Source organism: Mycobacterium sp. SMC-21, assembly GCF_045310825.1.
In the GTDB taxonomy this organism is placed as follows: domain Bacteria; phylum Actinomycetota; class Actinomycetes; order Mycobacteriales; family Mycobacteriaceae; genus Mycobacterium.
Genome location: NZ_JBJIAO010000018.1, coordinates 25,160 through 45,512, shown reverse-complemented (window position 1 = coordinate 45,512; position 20,353 = coordinate 25,160). Strand labels below are relative to the sequence as shown.

Genomic DNA, 20,353 nt, shown 5'->3' with positions numbered 1-20,353 from the left:
GGCCCAATGCTGAAGTGAATTCAACCGTCAACGCAGACAGAACGGGATTTCTCAGAGCTCATGGATCTCTTCGAGTACCAGGCGAAAGAGCTGTTCGCCAAGCACAACGTCCCTACTACACCGGGCCGGGTCACCGAGTCCGCCGATGACGCCAAGGCGATCGCCGAAGAGATCGGCAAGCCCGTCATGATCAAGGCGCAGGTCAAGGTCGGTGGCCGTGGCAAGGCCGGTGGCGTGAAGTACGCCGCCACCCCGGAGGACGCCCTCACGCACGCGCAGAACATCCTCGGTCTGGACATCAAGGGCCACATCGTCAAGAAGCTGCTCGTCGCGGAGGCCAGCGACATCGCGGAGGAGTACTACATCTCCTTCCTGCTCGATCGCGCCAACCGCACCTACCTGGCCATGTGCTCTGTCGAGGGCGGCATGGAGATCGAAGAGGTCGCCGCCACCAAGCCGGAGCGTCTCGCCAAGGTTCCCGTCAACGCCGTCAAGGGCGTTGACCTGGCCTTCGCCCGCGAGATCGCCGAGAAGGGCCACCTGCCCGCCGAGGTGCTCGACGCCGCAGCCGTGACCATCCAGAAGCTGTGGGAGGTCTTCGTCGCCGAGGACGCCACCCTGGTCGAGGTCAACCCGCTGGTTCGCACCCCCGACGACCAGATTCTCGCCCTCGACGGCAAGGTCACCCTGGACGCCAACGCCGACTTCCGTCAGCCCGGCCACGCCGAGTTCGAGGACAAGGAAGCCACCGACCCGCTCGAGCTCAAGGCGAAGGAGCACGACCTCAACTACGTCAAGCTCGACGGCGAGGTCGGCATCATCGGTAACGGTGCCGGCCTGGTCATGTCGACGCTGGACGTCGTCGCGTACGCCGGTGAGAACCACGGCGGCGTGAAGCCCGCCAACTTCCTGGACATCGGTGGTGGCGCCTCGGCCGAGGTGATGGCCGCCGGTCTGGACGTCATCCTCGGCGACAGCCAGGTCAAGAGCGTCTTCGTCAACGTCTTCGGTGGCATCACCGCGTGTGACGCCGTCGCCAACGGCATCGTCAAGGCCCTGGAAATGCTCGGCGACGAGGCCAACAAGCCGCTGGTCGTCCGTCTCGACGGCAACAACGTCGAAGAGGGCCGCCGCATCCTGGCCGAGGCCAACCACCCGCTGGTGATCCAGGCCGAGACCATGGACTCCGGTGCCGACAAAGCCGCCGAGCTGGCGAACAAGTAAGGGAGCCAACAACTTATGTCTATCTTCCTGAACAAGGATTCCAAGGTCATCGTCCAGGGCATCACCGGCGGTGAGGGCACCAAGCACACCAAGCTGATGCTGAAGGCCGGCACCCAGGTCGTCGGTGGCGTCAACGCCCGCAAGGCCGGCACCAAGGTCTCGCACGTCGACAAGGACGGCAACGACATCGAGCTGCCCGTGTTCGCCACGGTGGCCGAGGCCATGAAGGAGACCGGCGCCGACGTGTCGATCGCCTTCGTGCCGCCGGCCTTCTCGAAGGACGCCATCATCGAGGCCATCGACGCCGAGATCCCGCTGCTGGTTGTCATCACCGAGGGCATCCCGGTGCAGGACAGCGCCTACGCGTGGGCCTACAACGTCGAGAAGGGTCAGAAGACCCGCATCATCGGCCCCAACTGCCCGGGCATCATCACCCCCGGTGAGGCGCTGGTCGGCATCACGCCGAACAACATCACCGGCAAGGGCCCGATCGGTCTGGTCTCCAAGTCCGGCACCCTGACCTACCAGATGATGTACGAGCTGCGTGACTTCGGCTTCTCGACCGCCATCGGCATCGGCGGCGACCCGGTCATCGGTACCACCCACATCGACGCCATCGAGGCGTTCGAGAAGGACCCCGAGACCAAGGTCATCGTGATGATCGGCGAGATCGGTGGCGACGCCGAAGAGCGTGCCGCCGACTACATCAAGGCCAATGTCACCAAGCCGGTCGTCGGCTACGTCGCGGGCTTCACCGCTCCGGAGGGCAAGACCATGGGCCACGCCGGCGCCATCGTCTCGGGTTCGTCGGGCACCGCCGCCGCCAAGCAGGAAGCCCTCGAGGCTGCCGGCGTCAAGGTCGGCAAGACCCCGTCGGCCACCGCTGCGCTGGCTCGCGAGATCCTGCAGTCGCTGTAATTTCTTTTTCTGCACAACAGGCCCCCACCTTTCTGGTGGGGGCCTGTTGTGTTTCGCGGCGAATGCGTGATCAGACGCGGCCGCCCAGGTGCCGGGCGAGGAAGCGCTCGACGGCATGGTTCATATCGATCTGGTTGTCGGGGTTGAGGAATCCGTGTCCTTCGTCGGCCTTGACCATGTACTCGACCGCGACTCCGCGGGCGCGCAATGCCTCGACGAGGTTGTCGGATTCTGCTTGCACGACGCGAGAGTCGTTGGCGCCCTGGATAACCAGCAGTGGTGTGCGGATCTGATCCACCCTGGTGATGGGGGAGCGGGCCAGCATGTCGGCTTCCTGCGCAGGGTCGCTGGGGTCGCCCACGTACGTGTGCCAGTTGGTGGCAAGAAAGGGCCGGGCCACGTTGGGCAGGGTGCGCATGAAGTTGGCGAGACTGGAGATCCCGACGTAGTCGATGGCTGCCGCGAACACGTCCGGGGTGAACGTCACGCCCACCAGCGCGGCGTAACCTCCGTACGAGCCGCCGTAGATCGCCACCTTGTCCCGATCGGCGTAGCCCTGCTTGACGGCCCAGTCCACGGCGTCGATCAGGTCGTCGTGCATCTTGCCCGCGAATTCGCCGATCGCGGCCTTGGTGAAGGCCTTGCCGTAGCCCGTCGAGCCGCGAAAGTTCACCTGCAGCACCGCATATCCGCGATTGGCCAGCAGCTGCACATCGGGTTGGAAGCCCCAGCAGTCGCGCGCCCACGGGCCGCCGTGGACCAGCAGGACCAACGGCAGGCCGAGCGGTTCGATCCCGACCGGCAGCGTCAGATACCCGTGCAGGTCCAGCCCGTCGCGCGACGTGATGGTCACGGGTGTCATCGGGGCGAGCGCATCGGGGTCCAGACGCGCGTACGGCCGGAACAGCAACCGGCTTTCGCCGGTCGAGTGGTCGTAGAGATAGGTGGCCCACGGATCACGGTCATGGGTGAAGCTGACCACCCACCGCTGACCGCTGTCGTCGGAAGAGACGTTGGCGAGGTCGCCGTCCGACAGTTTGACCAAATTCTCCAGCACCGCAGCGAAATTCGGGTCCAGCGGGTGGATGACCTGACGTTCGCCGTAGTAGCGGACGCCGATCAGATCGCCGGTCCGCTGGCTGAGGATGAACGGCGACGGGAGGACCATCTGGTTGCCCAGATCGAATGTCGGGTGGCTGTCGATCTCGGTCTCAGTGCCGTCAGCGACGTCGACCACGACCAGGCGAGACTTGTCCCTGTCCTCATACGAGGGGAGCCAGATGCCCTTGCCGTCCGGCGTGACGGTGACCGGGACGATGCCCAGCGGGTAATCGCTGCCGTCATAGACCTTGACCGGACGTAGCGTGCTCCTGGCCGGGTCCCAATGCGAGATCTCGACGTCGCCTTCCGCGGTCAGCGTGTTGGTGAACAGGTCGCCGCTCGGCCCGCTCAGCCAGGTGACGACGTTGCCGGGATTCTCCGCGCGCAGCGTGAGTTCGCCTGTGGCAATGTCGATTTCGTAGACATCGAACAGTTCGGGATTGCGGTTGTTGATCTGCACGATGGCTTTCCCCGGCAGCCTCTTGGGCAGTTCGAAACTCGCTCGCGTACCGGGAAACGGGGTCAGATCCACCGCAGGCGTATCCGGGTTCTCCAGGTCGATGCGGTACACATGCCAGTTCTCGTCACCGCCGGTGTCCTGCATATAGAGCATCCATCGTGGATTGTCGGTCCACCGGTAGATGTACACACTGCGCGTTTCGTCGGCCGTGACGCACCGCGCCGTCGCGTCGTCGTCGACGTCCCGTACCCAGACGTTCAGACGGTTCTTCCACGGTGCCAGGTACGCGATCCTGGTTCCGTCGGGTGAGATCGTCGCCGCCGTGCGTTCGGGTGCGCTGAAAAGGTCTTCGACAGAAATGAGTTCGGGTAGCGCCATGGGAATCCTTTCTAGGACAAGCTTGTTCGCCGGGCCGGCATCGCCGGCTCGTGAGGGATATGGGTTTTTCAGTGTTTGACCGGGCCGCCCAGCCTGCCGTTGGTGGCTTCGCGGATCGCCCGGTCCATGAGCGCCAGCGCCTCTTCCTGGCTGACTTTCTTGCCATCGACCACGATTGCCCTGCTCACGTCTTCATCGACGACTCGGAAGGCGCCTGTGACTGCCGCCGCGCACAGGCGGACGGTGAGATCGTCGTCGGGTAAACCCAATCGGTCGGCGATGACCGGGATGAGTCCCCGTTCCATGCGGTCATGGACCATCAGATACGCGGTGCGCAGGGCAGGGTCGGATTCCGTCATGGTTGCCAGCCGGATCGCGCTGAGCTCGTCCTCGATGTCCTGCGGTGACAGCGGGTGCGCAATGGCATCTGCCGCAAGGTGTTCCGATAACGACAGTTCGTGCGGCCAGCGCCGGGCGCTCGCTACGAACCGGTCGGCTGACTTGGCGAGCAGGGGTTCGACGCAACTCTCCTTACTGCGGAAATAGCGCCAGATGGTGCGGGTGGAGAGTCCGGCGGCCGCGGCGATGTCGTCACCGCTCGTTCCGGCGACGCCCCGCTCCCAGAACAGGGCACAGGCAATGCGCGACACCGCAAGCCGTGCCTGCTCCTGTTTGTCGCTCATTGCCCTCCCTCCTGTCACTTAGTGACAGTTCGACTGTGTCACTAAGTGACAAGTTCGTCAAGGAGTTGGGTGGTGGCCGCTGATCGCGCCTCCGGCATGTGCGCGCTCCGGGGCACGTGCGCGGCGTCAGTGCTGGCGGCGCTCGCGGTAGTGCACGTAGTGCCGGAGCAGTGGATCGCTGAGGTCGTACCAGGTGGCGCGACGGTCGCCGGAGTCCGCTTTGGCGGCGTGGACCCAGCCGCCGGCCGTGAGGCGGCCCAGCGCCGCTGACGCCGACTGGTTCGAAATGCCCACGGCAGCAGAGAGATCGGTGACAGTGCGGGCGCCGTCGGCGCGGGCCAGTTCGACGATCAGGCGTTGTTCGCCGGCCGGAAGCTGCCACAACAACTGCTGATAATGCGGCGTCAGCTGTTCCAATACCGCGTCGGCAGCGGGAGTGACGCTTTCCAGTGCGGCGCGGTCGACGGTCTCGGCGATGATCTGCCAGTTACGCGGTGACCAGCCGATGATCTGGGCCGTCGCGCCGATCTTGGTCCGCCCCTCGGAAGTCTCGACGTACGAGGCCAATCCGCGAGCGCGGGCGTGCTGCGTGAGGAACTCGGCGACGTCAGTGTCCGCGAGGTCGGGTAGTTCCTCGATGATGAACGAGCCGTACCACGGGTGGGTGCGGGACGAGACTGCCGGGAACAGCGCCGGCGCCGTCGCGAAAACCAAGACGGCGGTGGATGTTTCGACCCAGGCGCGAAAACTGCCCTGGCCCGCCTCGCCGATGGCATCGAAGATGCGGTCGGCGTTTTCGATCGCGACCAGCACCATACGGCCGGCGGCCAGGTCGAGGATTTCCCGTTCCAGCTCCAGTGCGTCGCCGCGAAGCTCCTGGGCTCGTCCGAGTGTTTCCGGGCCCTGCGTGCGCAGCAGTTCGACGAGCAGGTCCGGATAGCTGCCGATGGCCAGGGCGTCCTCGGGAAGTGTCAGCAGCAGTGTGGCTTTGGCGGCCTTGCGATGTTTCAGCGCGCGATGGATCGCGACCCGAAGCGTGTGGGTCTTACCGGCGCCGCGAGGTGCGATGAGCAAGGTGTGCGGCCGGGAGCCGTCCTGCGCGGAGCTGACGATGCGATCCGTCAACCGCTTCAGCAGGGGCCCGCGGCCGACGGTGCGGGCGTCGAGTTCGTCGGGGTCGACGGTGCTGGGTGAGAACGCAGGGTGGGTCATGGCCTACCGCCTCATGGCTCGCCATGCCGACTGCACCAGGCCGGAGGCGAAGCAGTCGTCGTCGCCGACGCGGCGCAGGTAGTGGTCCTGCTCGAGGCGCTCGATGAAGGACACCAGCTGGTCGCGATCGGTGATGGGTGAGCCCTCGGTTTTGAGGAACTGCAGTGTTGCGTTGACGCTCAACGGAGTTGGGGCGTGGGCGTAGATGTCGAGCAGTCCGGCGATGGCGGGGGCGTCGTCGCCGTAGTAGTTGCGCAGGCGGTCGCGGTAGTGCCGCAGGTCCCAGGGGTCGTGCGGATCGGTGATGGCGGCGGACAGTAGCTCCGCGATGCGGTCCGGCTTGACGGACCCTTCTCGTGCCGCGCCCGCGACCAGGTGCTGGATGTAATACGGCACGTTCTCTGCCGCCGCCGCAATGGATTCCGCGACCAGATGTCGGTCGGTGGTCGGGACGTTCACGCCGAGCAGCAGGCACTCGGCGAGGTAGGTGGCGTGGTCGTGGCGGATCGGGCCGACCGTGACCTTGCGGATGTCGTTGACCGAGCTGAGCGCGTCTTCCGAGACATGGTGGAAGCCAATGGAACCGGAGAGGACGGTGGCCAGGCGTCCGGAGTGTTCCTGGCGGAAGCGGCGCAGCAGGTGCAGAAACGCGTCTCCGCCGCCGGGCTTTTCGCGTTCGAGGTTGCGTGCGAGCACGGTGACCTCGTCGATGAACAGCACCAATGGGCCGTCCTTGGTGCGGGCGACGGCGCGCTGCAGCAGATCGTCGAGAGCGGCGTCGGCGCGCACCCGCTCGAACTTGAACGGCCCGGTGCCCACCGCGACCTTCCAGCGGTCGACCTCCTGGCGAAGGGCGTTGTCGACGCGGCCGAGCTCGGCGGCGAGAGCCGTGACGAACTCGGCGTAGGTCTGCCGCTCGGCGCTGACCGAGACGACGTTCAAGCCCTGCAGGCGCGCGGTGTGCGCGACGAGTCGGGCTAGCGACGTCTTGCCGTGCCGGCGATCGCCGACCAGGGCAGCGCCACCGTCGGGCAGGCTGGCCAGGATTTCCTGCTGTTCGCGGACGCGGCCCACCACGTTCTCGGGCGGGACGACGCCGCCGACCACGAGGGACATGGGTCTGATGGGCCAATTCATCTGGCAATTGTACGTCGAATTAGATGTACGTCTAGATAGTTGTACGTTGGAATTGTTGTACGTGTGCTCTGGCGTAAATGCCCAGCTACCCGTAATGCGCGTTCGTATCCCAATCGGTTAGCCTGTCGAATTAACAGTTGCCTGGAGGTTTGTAATGGGTGTCGATCCGCGTACGCCGGTGATCGTGGGCGTCGGTCAGTTCACCGAGCGCCTTGAGGACCCCGACTACCGGGGCATGTCCTCGGTCGACCTCGCGGCGGCAGCCGCGCAGGCGGCACTGCAGGACACCGGAGCCGACGTCACCGCAGTTGCCGCGGCTATCGACACGGTCGCGGGCACCCGGCAGTTCGAGATCTCCGGCCACGTTCCGGCGCCGCTCGGCAAATCGAACAACTACCCGCGCTCCGTGGCACAGCGCATCGGCGCTGATCCCGCCCGCGCCGTGCTCGAGGTCATCGGCGGGCAGAGCCCGCAACACCTGATCACCGAATTCGCCGGCGAGATCGTGGCCGGCCGCGCCGACGTCGTGATGATCATGGGGTCGGAAAACACGTCCAGCATCCGCTACTTCAAGGGTCGGGATGACAAACCCGATCACTCGGAGACCATCGACGGCCAGCTCGAGGACCGCGGCTACGGGTACGACGGCATCTTCGACGAGTACACCGTCCGGCACGGGCTGATCGGTGCGCCGGTGCAGTATGGCCTCTTGGAGAACGCCCGGCGGGCACGGCTTGGCCTGTCCGTGCAGGACTACCGACAGGCGATGGGGGAGCTGTTCGCCCCGATGTCGAAAGTCGCGGCCAAGAATCCGTATTCGTCGGCGCCGGTGGAGCGGCCCGTCGACGAGCTGGTGACCGTCACCGACAAGAACCGGATGATCTGCGACCCCTACCCGCGGCTGATGGTGGCCCGCGACCACGTGAACATGGGTGCGGCCGCATTGCTGATGTCCGTGGAGTCGGCGCGCAAACTCGGTGTGCCGGAATCCAAGTGGGTCTACTTGCGTGGTCATGCGGACATGAAGGAGCAGAAGCTGCTCGACCGTCCCGATGTCGGTGCCAGCCCGGCATCGGTACTGGCCGTACGGGAAGCGTTGCGGGTGGCCGGAATTGGAATCGACGACGTCTCGGCATTCGACCTGTACAGCTGCTTCCCGTTCCCGGTGTTCAACATCTGTGACGGCGTCGGCCTGGCGACCGACGATCCGCGGGGTCTGACATTGACCGGCGGCCTGCCGTACTTCGGCGGCCCGGGAAACAACTACTCGCTGCACGGGATCGCGGAGGCAGTAACCCGAATGCGGGAAACCCCAGGCGAATTCGCATTGGTCGGAGCCAACGGGGGCATCGCCAGCAAGTTCTCGGTCGGCATCTATTCGACCGAGCCGGCGGACTGGGTGGCCGACAACAGCGCCGAATTGTGCGCAGAGGTCGCGTCGTGGCCGACGGTCGCCGTCACCGAGCATGCGAAAGGCCCCGCGACCATCGAGACCTACACCGTCCGATACGACTGGACTCCCAACACGGGCATCATCATCGGGCGCCTTGACGCCGACGGGAGCCGGTTCCTGGCTACCACGACCGATGCCGAACTGATGGCCTTGCTGTGCGACGGCGAGCCACTGGGCGCGAAGGTCGTCGTCACCTCGACCGACGAGGGTAATCGGGCTGTGCTGGCCTGATCTTGGTTACCGAGATCGACGAAATGGTCGTTCTTGCAAGAGATTAGCGACCAATTCGTCAAGCTCGACGCGTCAGAACAACAAGGGTGCGGGCGCATCCGTTTAGAAGAATGTCAGCTTGCCTGTACCCGCCAGGAAGCCACCATGGTGGGCGAGGCAGGCGGCGGTACCGTTGTCGGTAATACCGCATTGCACTTTGCCATTGTCGAGTCGCAGGACGTAATGCAAAGGCAAGGTTGGTGCAGTCGGTTGTGCAGGCTCGTCGGGATAGGCCCGCGAAGTGGACTGGCCTCCAACGGCATAACCAGTATCGAAACCCATGTTCCACTCGCCGTCCCGACCAGGAATCGGGCCCGCGCAGCCGATCGATGGAGCGTACGATTTAGGGACGCGGATACGGCATCGCTGCCCGATCGGCGTGGTGAAGCGGTACTCCGGGTCAGAATCTGGCCCGTCTGAGTAGTAACTGCGCGGATCTGCAGTGGTGTAGCTGCTGAGGTCTGGAAAACCGACACTCGGAGGCGTGCCGGGTGCCGTCCCGCTTGGTCGTTTGGGTGTGCTTGGAGTGCAGCCGATAGCGGCTACAAGAATTGCTGTGGCAATCAGCATTCTTTGACAACAATGGCTGGTGACTGATCGCACTGCCACAGAACCCCCTAGAACAGGACAACATTGTCGGAGTTCACAACGAATCCGTGATCGCCGACGTGACAGGCAGGGGTTCCGAGATCAAGGATCCCGCAAGCGATGTCGCCCTGGTTGATCTGCAGTGCTTCGTGGCGGGCCAATGTCGGTGATGGTGGCTCCGGAGCCGTGAAAATTCCAGGTCCGCTCTTATTCAGTTCAATGTATATCTTTGCGCCACTGCCGCGTTCGACGCGAAGCGACCATTGGTGCTCGCGGCCTGGAATCGGCCCGACGCAACTGATGCCGTCAGGTTGTGACTCACGGCCCGCGGCGAGGCCGCAACGTAGACCTAGTGGCGTCAAGAAGCCGAATGCTGAGCCGGTGTCGCTTCTTTTTGCATATCTGCCGGAATCAACCGCAGTGAATGTGCCGAGGTCTGGAAAATTGACGTCGCGCGGTGCCGCCGAAGCAGATGCATTGTCCTTGGACTGCGGGCATGCGGTTAGCGGCAACATTAGGGCTAACAGCGCGATGAGCACTTTCCGACGCCGCATGTCAGTACGATCCCAGGTTTTTGGTGTCTGGGTTCTCGATTTGGTACAACGCGGTGCCGTAGCGATTCCATAGGGAAATGGTGGAATCGATGGAGTCACCGCCCGAGAAGGGTGATTGGAATGCACCGTACGCTCCGCCTTGTTGAACGACCTTGGTCGTCGGCGTCCAGGGTGTACTTCCGTCCGCTGCCGAAGTCGAACTGGTATAGATGCCGCCGTACTCATCATTGAATGTCAGCAGCACTTTGTTTTCGTATATGTGCACGTTCGGTTCTCCGATGCCGCTCACGCCGGGAGGGGTCTTGATAATGGGCGGGCTGGTATTTGGGTCTTGGTTAGCGCTGTAAGTGGTTCCGTTCCAATATTCATATGCCTTAGGTTGACCGACGAGTTCTGCAGGGACTCGGGCAACGTGGAGCCCGTCATTGGTGCGGCCATCCTGGGTGCCGTACATATAGACGTACTTCCCATCTTGCGATGGGGCGAAGCTCTGGACCTGAAATGGGTTGAGCTTGTCGTTGTTGGGCCAATTTGCACCCGTCTTTTCCCAAGTCTTGCCGCCGTCTGTCGACTTCCATAGGTCGGAACTCCGGGTCACCCAGCCACTCTCGTTGTTCCGACGTTGACCGGGCGGCTCAGCGTTCCAATGGTCGACATTCATGACAGATGCGTACATCGTGTCGCCGACGTTGAAGGTCGATGTTGGGATCGTCGAGATATCGTTAGCGCCGTCAGGCTTCTTGAAGGGTCCTTTGACAACCTCGTCCACGACCCATTTTCCGTGCTCATTCATCTTCCAATAGATGATGCTGTTGCGGTCACTGTCACCCTCGGAGCGCTCACCCGGTCCGCCGCCGCTTGGCGACCCACCCTCGTCCGGTTTCTTCATCCCTTTGCCGGTATCGCCTTGGATCGTGAACAGTCGCCCATCTGGTGTCATGCCCATGATCGACAGGTCGGTATTCGGAACACCTACGCCCCCGTCGCCGGTGTTCGGGTCACCGAATCCTGCCATCGTCTGCTCAAACCCGATCTGGCCGTTGTTGAAACTGTCTGGGTCGATGCCGGGCGTGAAGCCTGGAACTGGCTTCGGGTTGTTGCCCGGAGTATTGCCGTCCGCAATGGTTTTCAGGTTGTTGGCCAGGTTCTGGTCCTGATCCATGAACGCCTTGATCATGTTCTGGGTGCATTTGGTGAAGGCGGATGCAATGTTCTCCCAGCCCCCGCCCGTCCGTGGCGGACGCGTGGTGACCACGCCGTCGTCGGCGACATTGAACATCTGGGACACCGTGCCGACCCAGTTCAGCAGCACGTCACGCAACGTCGCGAGGACCTGACCACCGGCGATCATGGCCGTGGCCATCGCGTCGGTGATCTCGTGAAAGCGGTGCTGTCGCTCGATATTCCGGTAGGCCTGCCCGCGGGCGGCGTTGGCCGCCTTGCCTTTCCACTCCTGCTCAAGTTCCTGGACGGCATGCACCTGCTTGCCGATCAACTCGTCGAGACCTTCAGCCTTGCGCTTCAGGTCGCGGCCGCCATCGACCAATGTCAGCGGATTGGTGCCGCGAATCTTCAGGATCGACAACGGCCCCACCCGCGAAAGCGCCACCCCATAGCCCCCAGTCTATGGCGGTAAATGTCCGTGCCCTGACGGAAATCCGGCACAGAACTGCGGCGGCCAAGGAACCTTGACCGCCGCAGATCGGATGTGATGACGACGCCGACGCCAAAGCGCCGGCCGAACCTCAGATCCCGAAGTCGCTCAGCTTCTTGGCCAGCTTCTCGACATACGCCGACACCGTCGCGTCGTCGCTGTCCGGCAAGCCGAACAGCACCTCGGTCACACCGAGCTTCTTCCAGCGCGCCAGCTTGTCGGCATCGGGCTTGAAGTCGAGCGCGACGATCTGCGGTGCCCCGGAACGTCCGGCGGCAGCCCAGGTGTCCTGCAGCAGCTTGACCGGCTCGTCGATGTCGAAGTCTCGCGGCGTGGTGATCCAGCCGTCGGCCGACTTGGCGATCCACTTGAAGTTCTTCTCGGTGCCGGCGGCGCCGACGAGGATCGGCACGTGCGACTGCACGGGCTTCGGCCACGCCCACGATGGCCCGAACTTCACGAATTCGCCGTCGTATTCGGCTTCTTCCTGGGTCCACAGCGCGCGCATCGCTTCCAGGTACTCCCGGAGCATGGTGCGCCGCCGGGCCGGCGGGACATTGTGGTCCTGGAGTTCGTCTGTGTTCCAACCGAATCCGACGCCAACGGACACGCGGCCGCCCGAGAGGTGGTCCAGCGTCGCAATGGATTTCGCCAACGTGATGGGGTCGTGCTCCACGGGCAGCGCGACCGCGGTCGACAGCCGCACCCGCGACGTCACCGATGCGGCGGAGCCGAGCGCCACCCACGGATCCAGCGTGCGCATGTAGCGGTCGTCGGGCAGCGTCTCGTCGCCGGTGGTGGGGTGAGCGGCCTGACGCTTGATCGGGATGTGCGTGTGCTCGGGCACATAGAAGGTGGTGAAGCCGTGATCGTCGGCCAGTTTGGCGGCGGCGGCGGGCTTGATGCCGCGGTCGCTGGTGAAAAGTACGAGCCCGTAGTCCATACCGTGATTAGAACGTGTTTCAGTATCGGGGCGCAAGAGGGGGTGGCGAGAAACCTGAACAAGCCGGATTACCTGGCATTATGCCGCGAAGCTGAGCCGCGAGACGCCCGTGAACCGATCCGGAGATAACTTCATCGCGAACGTTACCCACGACGGTGAGGTGCCTTGCTTGTTGACATGGGCCCATGACGACCGAACGCATCGCCGACCACGTCAAGTTCGCCTACTGGGTGCCCAACGTCAGCGGCGGCCTGGTGACCAGTGATATCGAGCAGCGGACCGACTGGAACTACGAGTACAACAAGAAGCTCGCGCAGACCGCGGAGAACAACGGCTTCGAGTACGCCCTCAGCCAGGTCCGGTACGAGGCCAGCTACGGCGCCGAATACCAGCACGAGTCAACGAGTTTCAGCCTCGCGCTGCTGCTGGCGACCGAACGCTTGAAAGTCATTGCGGCCGTTCACCCCGGCCTCTGGCAGCCGGCCGTGCTGGCCAAACTGGGCGCCACGGCCGACCACCTCTCGGGCGGCCGCTTCGCAGTCAACGTCGTATCCGGTTGGTTCAAGGACGAATTCACGCACCTGGGGGAGCCCTGGCTGGAGCACGACGAGCGCTACCGCCGCAGCGCCGAATTCCTCCAGGTGCTGCGCAAGATCTGGACCGAGGACGACGTCGACTTCCGCGGCGACTTCTACCGCATCCATGACTTCACGCTGAAGCCCAAGCCGCTCAACACCGCCGAGCGCCCCAACCCCGAACTGTTCCAGGGCGGCAACTCGAGCGCGGCGCGTCGCAACGGCGGCTATTACGCCGACTGGTACTTCTCCAACGGCAAGGACTTCGACGGTGTGACCGAGCAAGTCGTCGACGTCCGCGACCACGCCCGTCAGGTTGCCCGGGAAGTCCGCTTCGGCCTCAATGGCTTCATCATCGCGCGCGATACGGAGAAAGAGGCGAAAGAAGTCCTCCGCGAGATCGTCGCGAAGGCGAACCGGCCGGCCGTCGAAGGGTTCCGCCAGGCCGTTCAGCAGGCCCGCAACTCCACGGGCGACAAGAAGGGCATGTGGGCGGATTCGAGCTTCGATGACCTCGTGCAGTACAACGACGGTTTTCGTACCAAGTTGATCGGAACTCCGGAACAGATCGCGGAGCGGATTGCTGCCTACCGCAAACGCGGCGTCGATCTGATCCTCGGCGGCTTCCTGCATTTCCAGGAGGAAATCGAGTACTTCGGCGCCAAGGTGCTGCCGTTGGTACGGGAAATCGAGGAGGCGGAACAGGACGCCGCAGAGGGGCCGATCCGCGTCCCGGCGTGACGGGTGGGCAAGTTTGCTCGGGGCCGTCGCGGCCGGTCAGGACGCTGCTCTGTGGGCCGAACTGATGCAGGGCACCCTCAATGAAGTGCGCTAGCGTGGTTGGTCGAGTCGACCAGTACAGGAGAGGTCATGACGTACCAGCCCGGTAACTCCGGCTACCCGCCCGCCCAGCAGCCCGGCCAGTACAGCAACCAGTACGGCGGGCCGACCCAGCAGTTCAATCGTCTGCCCGAGCAGATCCCGGCTGCGCCCGCTGCGCCGGCCGGCCCGAGCAAACTGCCTGAGTACCTGACCACCGCGGTCGCGGCGCTCGGCCTGCTCATCTTCGGCTTCAACTTCGCGCCCCAGTTGGGTGCGGGAGGCCTGGATGCAGGCACCGGCAGCATCCTGACCCAGGCGCCGATCGTCGTCGCCGTGCTGGCCGCGCTGCTCGCGGGCGTCAGCCTGCTGCCCAAGCAGAAGAGCTTCAAGTCGTGGGTCGCCATCCTCGCGGTGCTGGCCCTGCTGCTGGTGATCAACGAGATCGTGCAGGCGCCCAAGGGCATCGAGGTCGAGTGGGGCCTCTACGTCGTGCTGGCGCTGTCGGTGCTGCAGGCCGGTAGTGCCGTCGCGGCGCTGCTGCTGGACGCCGGTGTCATCCAGCCGCCGGCGCCGCGTCCTCAGTCCGATCCGTACAACTACGGCGGACCGGCGCAGGGCTACAACCCGCAGGCTCAGTACTACGGCCAGCAGCCACAGCAGCAGTACGGCCAGCAGACCGGTCAGCACTACGGTCAGCAAGGCGGCTACCAGCCGCAGTCCCAGAACGGTCCCATCGGCGGCTACACCGGTGCGCAGAGCGCGTCGCAGCACGGCGCCGACTCGGGCCCGCCGACCCCGCCGACCGGATTCCCGGCGTTCGGCCAGCCGCAGCAGTCGGCCGGCCAGTCGTCGGCCCCGCAGCAGTCGGGCGGCCAGGCGCCGTCGACCTCGGAGTCTGGCGCCGGATCGTCGTCGTACGGCACGACGCCGGGTACGACAGGGTCGAGCTCCGAGCCGACGACGACCTTCCAGCACCCCCCGGCTCCGCAGTAATCGGGCGCGGCTTCGTCATAATCGCTAGGGCACTCGCGGCAGGCGGGTGACGACCTCGCGAGGAGTGACCCAGCTAGTGGATAACCGACCAGTCGGTACGCGCCAGGCGCGTGACCTGCTTCGGGTTGCTTTCGGCCCGTCGGGCATCGCCCTGGCGATCATCGCCGCGCTGGTGCTGATCCAGCTGGTCATCGCCAACAGCGATCTGACCGGTGCCTTCGGCGCGATGGCCAGCATGTGGCTGGGCGTGCACGGCGTGCCGGTGTCGATCGGCGGTGCCGAACTCGGCGTGATGCCCCTGGCCCCGCTACTGGCGATGGTCTGGGGCACGGCACGCACCACGGCGGCAGCGACGCGGCCGGGCGCGTCCTGGTTCGTGGTCCGCTGGGTCGTCGCCTCGGCGCTCGGTGGACCGTTGCTGATCGCGGCGATCTCGATCGCGGTGATCCACGATGCGTCGTCGGTGCTCACGGAACTGCAGACCCCGAGTGCCCTCCAGGCATTCGGCTGCGTCCTGGCGGTGCATGCGGTCGGTGCGGCCATCGGTGTCGGCTCGCGCCTGCAGGGACGACTGCTGACCGACGCGCACCTGCCGTACTGGCTGCCGGAGGCGTTGCGCGGGGCGATCGCCGGTGTGTTGGCGTTGCTCGGCCTGTCGGGCTTGGTCGCGGTCGCCTCGATGGTCGTGCACTGGTCGACGATGCACGACCTGTTCGGCATCACCGATTCGGTGTTCGGCCAGCTCAGCCTGACCGTGCTGTCCGCGTTGTACATCCCGAACGTCATGGTCGGGTCTGCCGCGGTGGCTGTCGGTTCGAGTGTGCACGTGGGGCTGGCCACGTTCAGTTCCTTCACCGTGCTCGGCGGCGACGTGCCCGCCGTGCCGGTACTGGCCGCGGTGCCGTCACCTCCATTGGGTCCGGTCTGGGTGGCACTACTGATCATCGCGGCGGCCTCGGCCGTGGCGGTGGGGCAGCAGTGCTCCCGCCGCCCGGCGCCGTGGCCGATCGCCTTCGCCAAGCTGGCGGTCGCCTCGCTACTGGCTGCCGTGATGATGGTCTTGCTCGCGATCGCCGGCAGCGGACGCCTGGGCAACTTCGGTGAGCTCGGGGTCGATCAGACGACGTTCGGGCCTGCGGTTTTCCTGTGGTTCGTCTCGATCGGCGGTCTCACGGTGGCCATGGCCGGCGGCCTGACCCGCCGCCCGGCCCGGCCGGCGCCTGTCGCGCCGGCGGCGCCCGTGGACGAGGAACCGGCTGCAGATGAACCGGCAGAGTTCGTCGACGATGACGAACCCGTGACGGAGAAGCTGATCGGTGACGTGTCGGCGGCCGCGGACGACGGGGACGACGACTCGCATTTCGCCGGCGGCCCGGCGTTCGAGCAGGCCACCGAACCGGAGCCCGAACCCGAGCCGGAGCCGGCGGTCAAACCCGCCGCACCGCGCCGACCGGCGCGTCCGGAACCTGACATGACCCCGGCACCGGCGGAGGCCTATCAATCCGGCACCACCGATCGCATCGGCGAGCACGTCGCCTTCGACCCTGACGAGGACCCTGAGGCGCATTTCGTCGTCGACGACGACGGCCACTAGGCTGCTCCCGTGCAGCAACCGGTTCACGTGCCCCCGACTGCGCCGGCGCGGCTCGTCGTCCTGGCGTCCGGGACCGGCTCGCTGTTGGAATCGGTGCTGGCCGCAGCGGTCGGCGAGTACCCGGCCCGGGTAGTGGCAGTTGGTACGGATCGCGAATGCCGGGCGCTGGAGGTCGGCGCGGCAGCCGGCGCGGCGACCTTCACGACCCAGTTGCGCGACCATGCCGACCGGGCCGCCTGGGACGTCGCATTGACCGAAGCCGTCGCAGCCCACGAGCCGGATCTGGTGGTGTCGGCGGGGTTCATGAAGATCCTCGGCCCCACGTTTCTCGGACGTTTCCAGGGACGGGTACTGAACACCCACCCGGCGCTGCTGCCGTCGTTTCCTGGGGCACATGCCGTGTCCGAGGCCCTTGCCTACGGGGTGCGGGTGACCGGCAGCACGGTGCACCTGGTGGATGCCGGCACCGATACCGGGCCGATCCTGGCGCAGGAGCCGGTGGCGGTGCTCGAAGGCGACGACGAATCGTCGCTGCATGAGCGGATCAAGGTCGTCGAACGACGACTGCTGGTAGATGTGATCGCCGCGGTGGCCCTCCGCGGTGTGACGTGGAGTGGGCGAAAGGCGGCCATCGGATGCCGCGAAGGTGAGGAGCAATAGGATGACGCGACGACCGATTCGGCGCGCGCTGATCAGCGTGTACGACAAGACCGGCCTGGCCGAGCTGGCCCGTGGGCTGCACGAGGCCGGCGTGACCCTCGTGTCGACCGGTTCGACAGCGAAAACCATTGCTGCCGAGGGTATCCCGGTGACTCCCGTCGAAGAGGTCACCGGCTTCCCGGAGGTGCTGGACGGCCGGGTCAAGACGCTGCACCCGCGCGTGCACGCCGGCCTGCTGGCCGACACCCGCAAGGCCGAGCACCTCGCCGCACTCGATGAGCTCGGGGTCGAGGCGTTCGAACTCGTTGTGGTGAACCTGTACCCGTTCACGCAGACCGTGGCGTCGGGCGCATCCGAGGACGAGTGCGTCGAGCAGATCGACATCGGCGGCCCGTCGATGGTCCGCGCCGCGGCGAAGAACCACCCGAGCGTCGCCGTCGTCGTGGACCCGCTGGGGTACGACGGTGTGCTGGCGGCCGTCCGGGATGGTGGCTTCACGCTCGACGAGCGGAAGAAGTTGGCGTCGTTGGCATTCCGGCACACCGCCGAGTACGACGTCGCCGTCGCATCCTGGATGGGGTCCGTGCTGGTGCCCGGCGACGACGAGGCCTCGGCCGCCGGCATGCCGGCCTGGCTGGGTTCGACCTGGCGTCGCAGTGATGTGCTGCGCTACGGCGAGAACCCGCACCAGAAGGCCGCGCTCTACAGCGACGACGCCGGCTGGCCGGGGCTTGCTCAGGCTGAGCAGCTGCACGGAAAAGAGATGTCCTACAACAACTTCACCGACGCCGACGCGGCGTGGCGGGCGGCGTTCGACCACGAGGACATCTGCGTGGCGATCATCAAGCACGCCAACCCGTGCGGCATCGCGGTGTCGTCGATCTCGGTTGCCGACGCGCACCGCAAGGCGCACGAGTGCGACCCGCTGAGCGCGTTCGGTGGCGTCATCGCGGCCAACACGGCCGTCACCGAGGAGATGGCCACGACCGTCGCGGACATCTTCACCGAGGTGATCGTCGCCCCCGCCTTCGAACCGGGCGCCGTCGAAATCCTGAGCCGTAAGAAGAACATTCGCATTCTCGTGGCGTCGGAGCCGCAGCCCGGCGGCACCGAGTTCCGTCAGGTCAGCGGTGGTCTGCTGGTGCAGCAGCGTGACGCGCTCGACGCCGCGGGCGACGATCCGGCCAACTGGACCCTGGCGACGGGCAACCCGGCCGACCCGGAGACGTTGGCCGACTTGGTGTTCGCCTGGCGCGCGTGCCGTGCGGTGAAGTCGAACGCCATCGTGGTCGCCGCCAACGGGGCCACCGTCGGTGTCGGCATGGGCCAGGTGAACCGCGTCGACGCGGCGCGGCTCGCGGTGGAGCGGGGCGGTGACCGGGTTCGCGGCGCCGTGGCTGCCTCCGATGCCTTCTTCCCGTTCCCCGACGGTCTGGAGACCCTGACCAACGCCGGTGTGAAAGCCATTGTGCACCCGGGTGGTTCGGTCCGAGACGACGAAGTGACCGCTGCCGCCGCTGCCGCGGGCATCACGCTGTACCTGACCGGGGCGCGACACTTCGCCCACTAGGTCTTGCCGGCTGAATGGCCAGGTCTGCGCGGAGGCGATCCGTGCAGACCTGGCCATCGGCTTTCAGAGGCTGAGCAGCGCGGCGGTGTCGCGCGCCGCCAGGGCGTCGTCCATGCGTGCCTGCCAGGACGTGCCCCAGCGCGCGGGGAAACACCGCTGCAGGAGCTCGAGCATGATCGGCACGGCGGTCGAGGCTCCCGGCGATGCGCCGAGCAGCCCCGCGATGGTGCCGTCGGCCGACGTGACCAGTTCGGTCCCGGACCGCAAGGCGCCGATACGTTCGGGGTCCGGGGTGACCAGCTGGGCCCGCTGTCCCGCCGGCACCAGCTCCCAGTCGCGGGGGTCGGCGTCCGGGTAGAACCGCTGCAGCTGTTTGATCTTGCCGCCGAACGGCGTGAGCAACTCACCGATCAGGTAGTGCACCAGCGACAGGCTCTGCGCGGCCGCGGCGGCCAGCACATGCAGGTTGTGCCACCGCAGCGTGGTGAAGAAGTCGGTGAGCTTGCCGCCCTTGAGTAGCTTGGTGCTGAATGTCGCATACGGACCGAACATGAGGTACTCGTCGCCGTCGACGACGCGTTTGTCCAAGTGCGGCACCGACATCGGCGGGGCTCCTATCGCGGCCAGGCCGTACACCTTGGCGTCGTGCCGTGCCACGACGTCGGGTTTCGCGCACCGCAGGAACGCGGCGCCGACGGGCAGCACGCCGTAGCCCCGGACTTCGGGGATGTGCGCGCGCTGCAGCAGGCGGAGGGCGAATCCGCCGGCTCCGACGAACACATGGCGTGCCCGCAGCTGAAACCTGTTGTGCGAGTCCGTACACCGGCCGCTGACCAACCAGGTGTTATCCGGGTCCTGGTGCAGTCGGCGCACGTCGTGGCCGAGCCGTACCTCGCCGCCATTCGAGGTGATGATGCGGGTCAGTCCGCGGGTGAGTGCCCCGAAGTCGACGTCGGTACCGCCGGGGTGCCGGGTGGCCGCAATTGGTTGCGCCGGATCTCGGCCGGCCATCACCAGCGGGGCCCATTCGGCGACTTTGGCGGGATCGTCGCTGAACTCGAGATCGGCGAAAAGTGGATCGGCACTGAGGGTTTCGAAGCGTCGTCGTAGGTAGGCCACGTCGCGGTCGCCGAACACCACATCCATGTGCGGCGTGCCGTGGACGAAAGTCGCCGGGTCCAGCAGGCCCTGCTCGACCAGGTATGCCCACCAGCGGCGGGACACCTGGAATTGTGCGGCGATTTCGGCCGGCGCCGAGCCGTCTTCGGGGTCTGGCATGTAGTTGAGCTCGCAATAGCCGGAGTGGCCGGTGCCGGCGTTGTTCCACGGCCCACTGCTCTCCGTGGCGATGTCGGATGCCCGCTCCACCAACACGATGCGCCACTGCGGCTCCAGCGTGCTGATCATGGCGCCGAGGGTGGCGGACATGATGCCGCCACCGATGAGGACGACGTCGGCGACTTCGGGTTCAACGGTGTTCATGGTTGCTCCTTGTCTCGTTGACTCCAGCATCACTCGCGCCGATTCGATCCGTCCAATGAATGTTCTGGCGATTACCATCCGA

Annotated in this window: 17 protein-coding genes; 8 read left to right on the top strand and 9 right to left on the bottom strand. The window is 65.7% G+C overall.

Going from position 1 to position 20,353, the window contains the following annotated elements; all coding sequences use genetic code 11:
* Nucleotides 1-60 precede the first annotated feature (60 nt).
* Both sucC and sucD read left to right on the top strand, forming a co-directional pair.
* The gene (gene sucC, locus ACJH6H_RS17910) at nt 61-1,224 is read left to right on the top strand and encodes an ADP-forming succinate--CoA ligase subunit beta (protein WP_133426605.1); all 1,164 of its coding nucleotides are present in this window, start codon (nt 61-63) and stop codon (nt 1,222-1,224) included.
* Between the two features lie 15 nt (nt 1,225-1,239).
* Entirely contained in the window at nt 1,240-2,142 is a 903-nt protein-coding gene (gene sucD, locus ACJH6H_RS17905; protein ID WP_020099021.1) for a succinate--CoA ligase subunit alpha, read from the top strand.
* 70 nt (nt 2,143-2,212) lie between these two features.
* Here sucD and ACJH6H_RS17900 read toward each other — a convergent pair whose 3' ends face one another.
* The 4 genes from ACJH6H_RS17900 to ACJH6H_RS17885 form a co-directional block, all read right to left on the bottom strand.
* A complete protein-coding gene (locus ACJH6H_RS17900; protein WP_406775471.1) occupies nt 2,213-4,081 on the bottom strand; it encodes an alpha/beta fold hydrolase in 1,869 nt (622 codons plus the stop codon).
* A 68-nt stretch (nt 4,082-4,149) separates the two neighbouring features.
* Nucleotides 4,150-4,764, bottom strand: a complete 615-nt coding sequence (locus tag ACJH6H_RS17895; RefSeq protein WP_406775470.1) for a TetR/AcrR family transcriptional regulator — start codon at nt 4,762-4,764, stop codon at nt 4,150-4,152.
* A 126-nt stretch (nt 4,765-4,890) separates the two neighbouring features.
* Nucleotides 4,891-5,976 carry a MarR family transcriptional regulator gene (locus ACJH6H_RS17890; RefSeq protein ID WP_406775469.1) on the bottom strand — a complete coding sequence of 362 codons (1,086 nt, stop codon included), beginning with the start codon at nt 5,974-5,976 and terminating at the stop codon, nt 4,891-4,893.
* Nucleotides 5,977-5,979: 3 nt separating this feature from the next.
* Nucleotides 5,980-7,092, bottom strand: coding sequence for an ATP-binding protein (locus ACJH6H_RS17885; protein ID WP_406775495.1), 1,113 nt, complete (start codon nt 7,090-7,092; stop codon nt 5,980-5,982).
* A gap of 175 nt (nt 7,093-7,267) precedes the next feature.
* Here ACJH6H_RS17885 and ACJH6H_RS17880 point away from each other — a divergent pair, with 175 nt between their 5' ends.
* Nucleotides 7,268-8,797, top strand: a complete 1,530-nt coding sequence (locus tag ACJH6H_RS17880) for an acetyl-CoA acetyltransferase (RefSeq protein WP_406775468.1) — start codon at nt 7,268-7,270, stop codon at nt 8,795-8,797.
* Between the two features lie 102 nt (nt 8,798-8,899).
* Here the strand turns inward: ACJH6H_RS17880 and ACJH6H_RS17875 are convergent, their stop codons facing one another.
* The 4 genes from ACJH6H_RS17875 to ACJH6H_RS17860 all read right to left on the bottom strand — a co-directional run bounded on the left by ACJH6H_RS17875 (nt 8,900) and on the right by ACJH6H_RS17860 (nt 12,575).
* A complete protein-coding gene (locus tag ACJH6H_RS17875) occupies nt 8,900-9,118 on the bottom strand; it encodes a hypothetical protein (RefSeq protein WP_406775467.1) in 219 nt (72 codons plus the stop codon).
* 335 nt (nt 9,119-9,453) lie between these two features.
* Entirely contained in the window at nt 9,454-9,963 is a 510-nt protein-coding gene (locus ACJH6H_RS17870) for a hypothetical protein (protein WP_406775466.1), read from the bottom strand.
* Nucleotides 9,964-9,979: 16 nt separating this feature from the next.
* A complete protein-coding gene (locus ACJH6H_RS17865; protein WP_406775465.1) occupies nt 9,980-11,563 on the bottom strand; it encodes a DUF4185 domain-containing protein in 1,584 nt (527 codons plus the stop codon).
* Between the two features lie 160 nt (nt 11,564-11,723).
* Complete coding sequence (locus ACJH6H_RS17860) at nt 11,724-12,575, bottom strand: LLM class F420-dependent oxidoreductase (RefSeq protein WP_226520714.1); 852 nt, start codon at nt 12,573-12,575, stop codon at nt 11,724-11,726.
* A 185-nt stretch (nt 12,576-12,760) separates the two neighbouring features.
* Here ACJH6H_RS17860 and sfnG point away from each other — a divergent pair, with 185 nt between their 5' ends.
* The 5 genes from sfnG (at nt 12,761) to purH (ending at nt 18,789) form a co-directional block, all read left to right on the top strand.
* A complete protein-coding gene (sfnG, locus tag ACJH6H_RS17855; protein ID WP_071286607.1) occupies nt 12,761-13,891 on the top strand; it encodes a dimethylsulfone monooxygenase SfnG in 1,131 nt (376 codons plus the stop codon).
* Nucleotides 13,892-14,020: 129 nt separating this feature from the next.
* Nucleotides 14,021-14,965: a DUF5336 domain-containing protein gene (locus ACJH6H_RS17850; RefSeq protein WP_406775464.1), complete on the top strand. Its 945-nt coding sequence runs from the start codon at nt 14,021-14,023 to the stop codon at nt 14,963-14,965.
* Between the two features lie 76 nt (nt 14,966-15,041).
* Nucleotides 15,042-16,559, top strand: coding sequence for a DUF6350 family protein (locus tag ACJH6H_RS17845; protein WP_406775463.1), 1,518 nt, complete (start codon nt 15,042-15,044; stop codon nt 16,557-16,559).
* Between the two features lie 9 nt (nt 16,560-16,568).
* Nucleotides 16,569-17,219: a phosphoribosylglycinamide formyltransferase gene (purN, locus tag ACJH6H_RS17840; protein WP_406775462.1), complete on the top strand. Its 651-nt coding sequence runs from the start codon at nt 16,569-16,571 to the stop codon at nt 17,217-17,219.
* A gap of 1 nt (nt 17,220) precedes the next feature.
* Entirely contained in the window at nt 17,221-18,789 is a 1,569-nt protein-coding gene (purH, locus tag ACJH6H_RS17835; RefSeq protein WP_406775461.1) for a bifunctional phosphoribosylaminoimidazolecarboxamide formyltransferase/IMP cyclohydrolase, read from the top strand.
* Between the two features lie 63 nt (nt 18,790-18,852).
* Here purH and mqo read toward each other — a convergent pair whose 3' ends face one another.
* Complete coding sequence (gene mqo / locus ACJH6H_RS17830; protein ID WP_406775460.1) at nt 18,853-20,271, bottom strand: malate dehydrogenase (quinone); 1,419 nt, start codon at nt 20,269-20,271, stop codon at nt 18,853-18,855.
* Between the last annotated feature and the right edge of the window lie 82 nt (nt 20,272-20,353).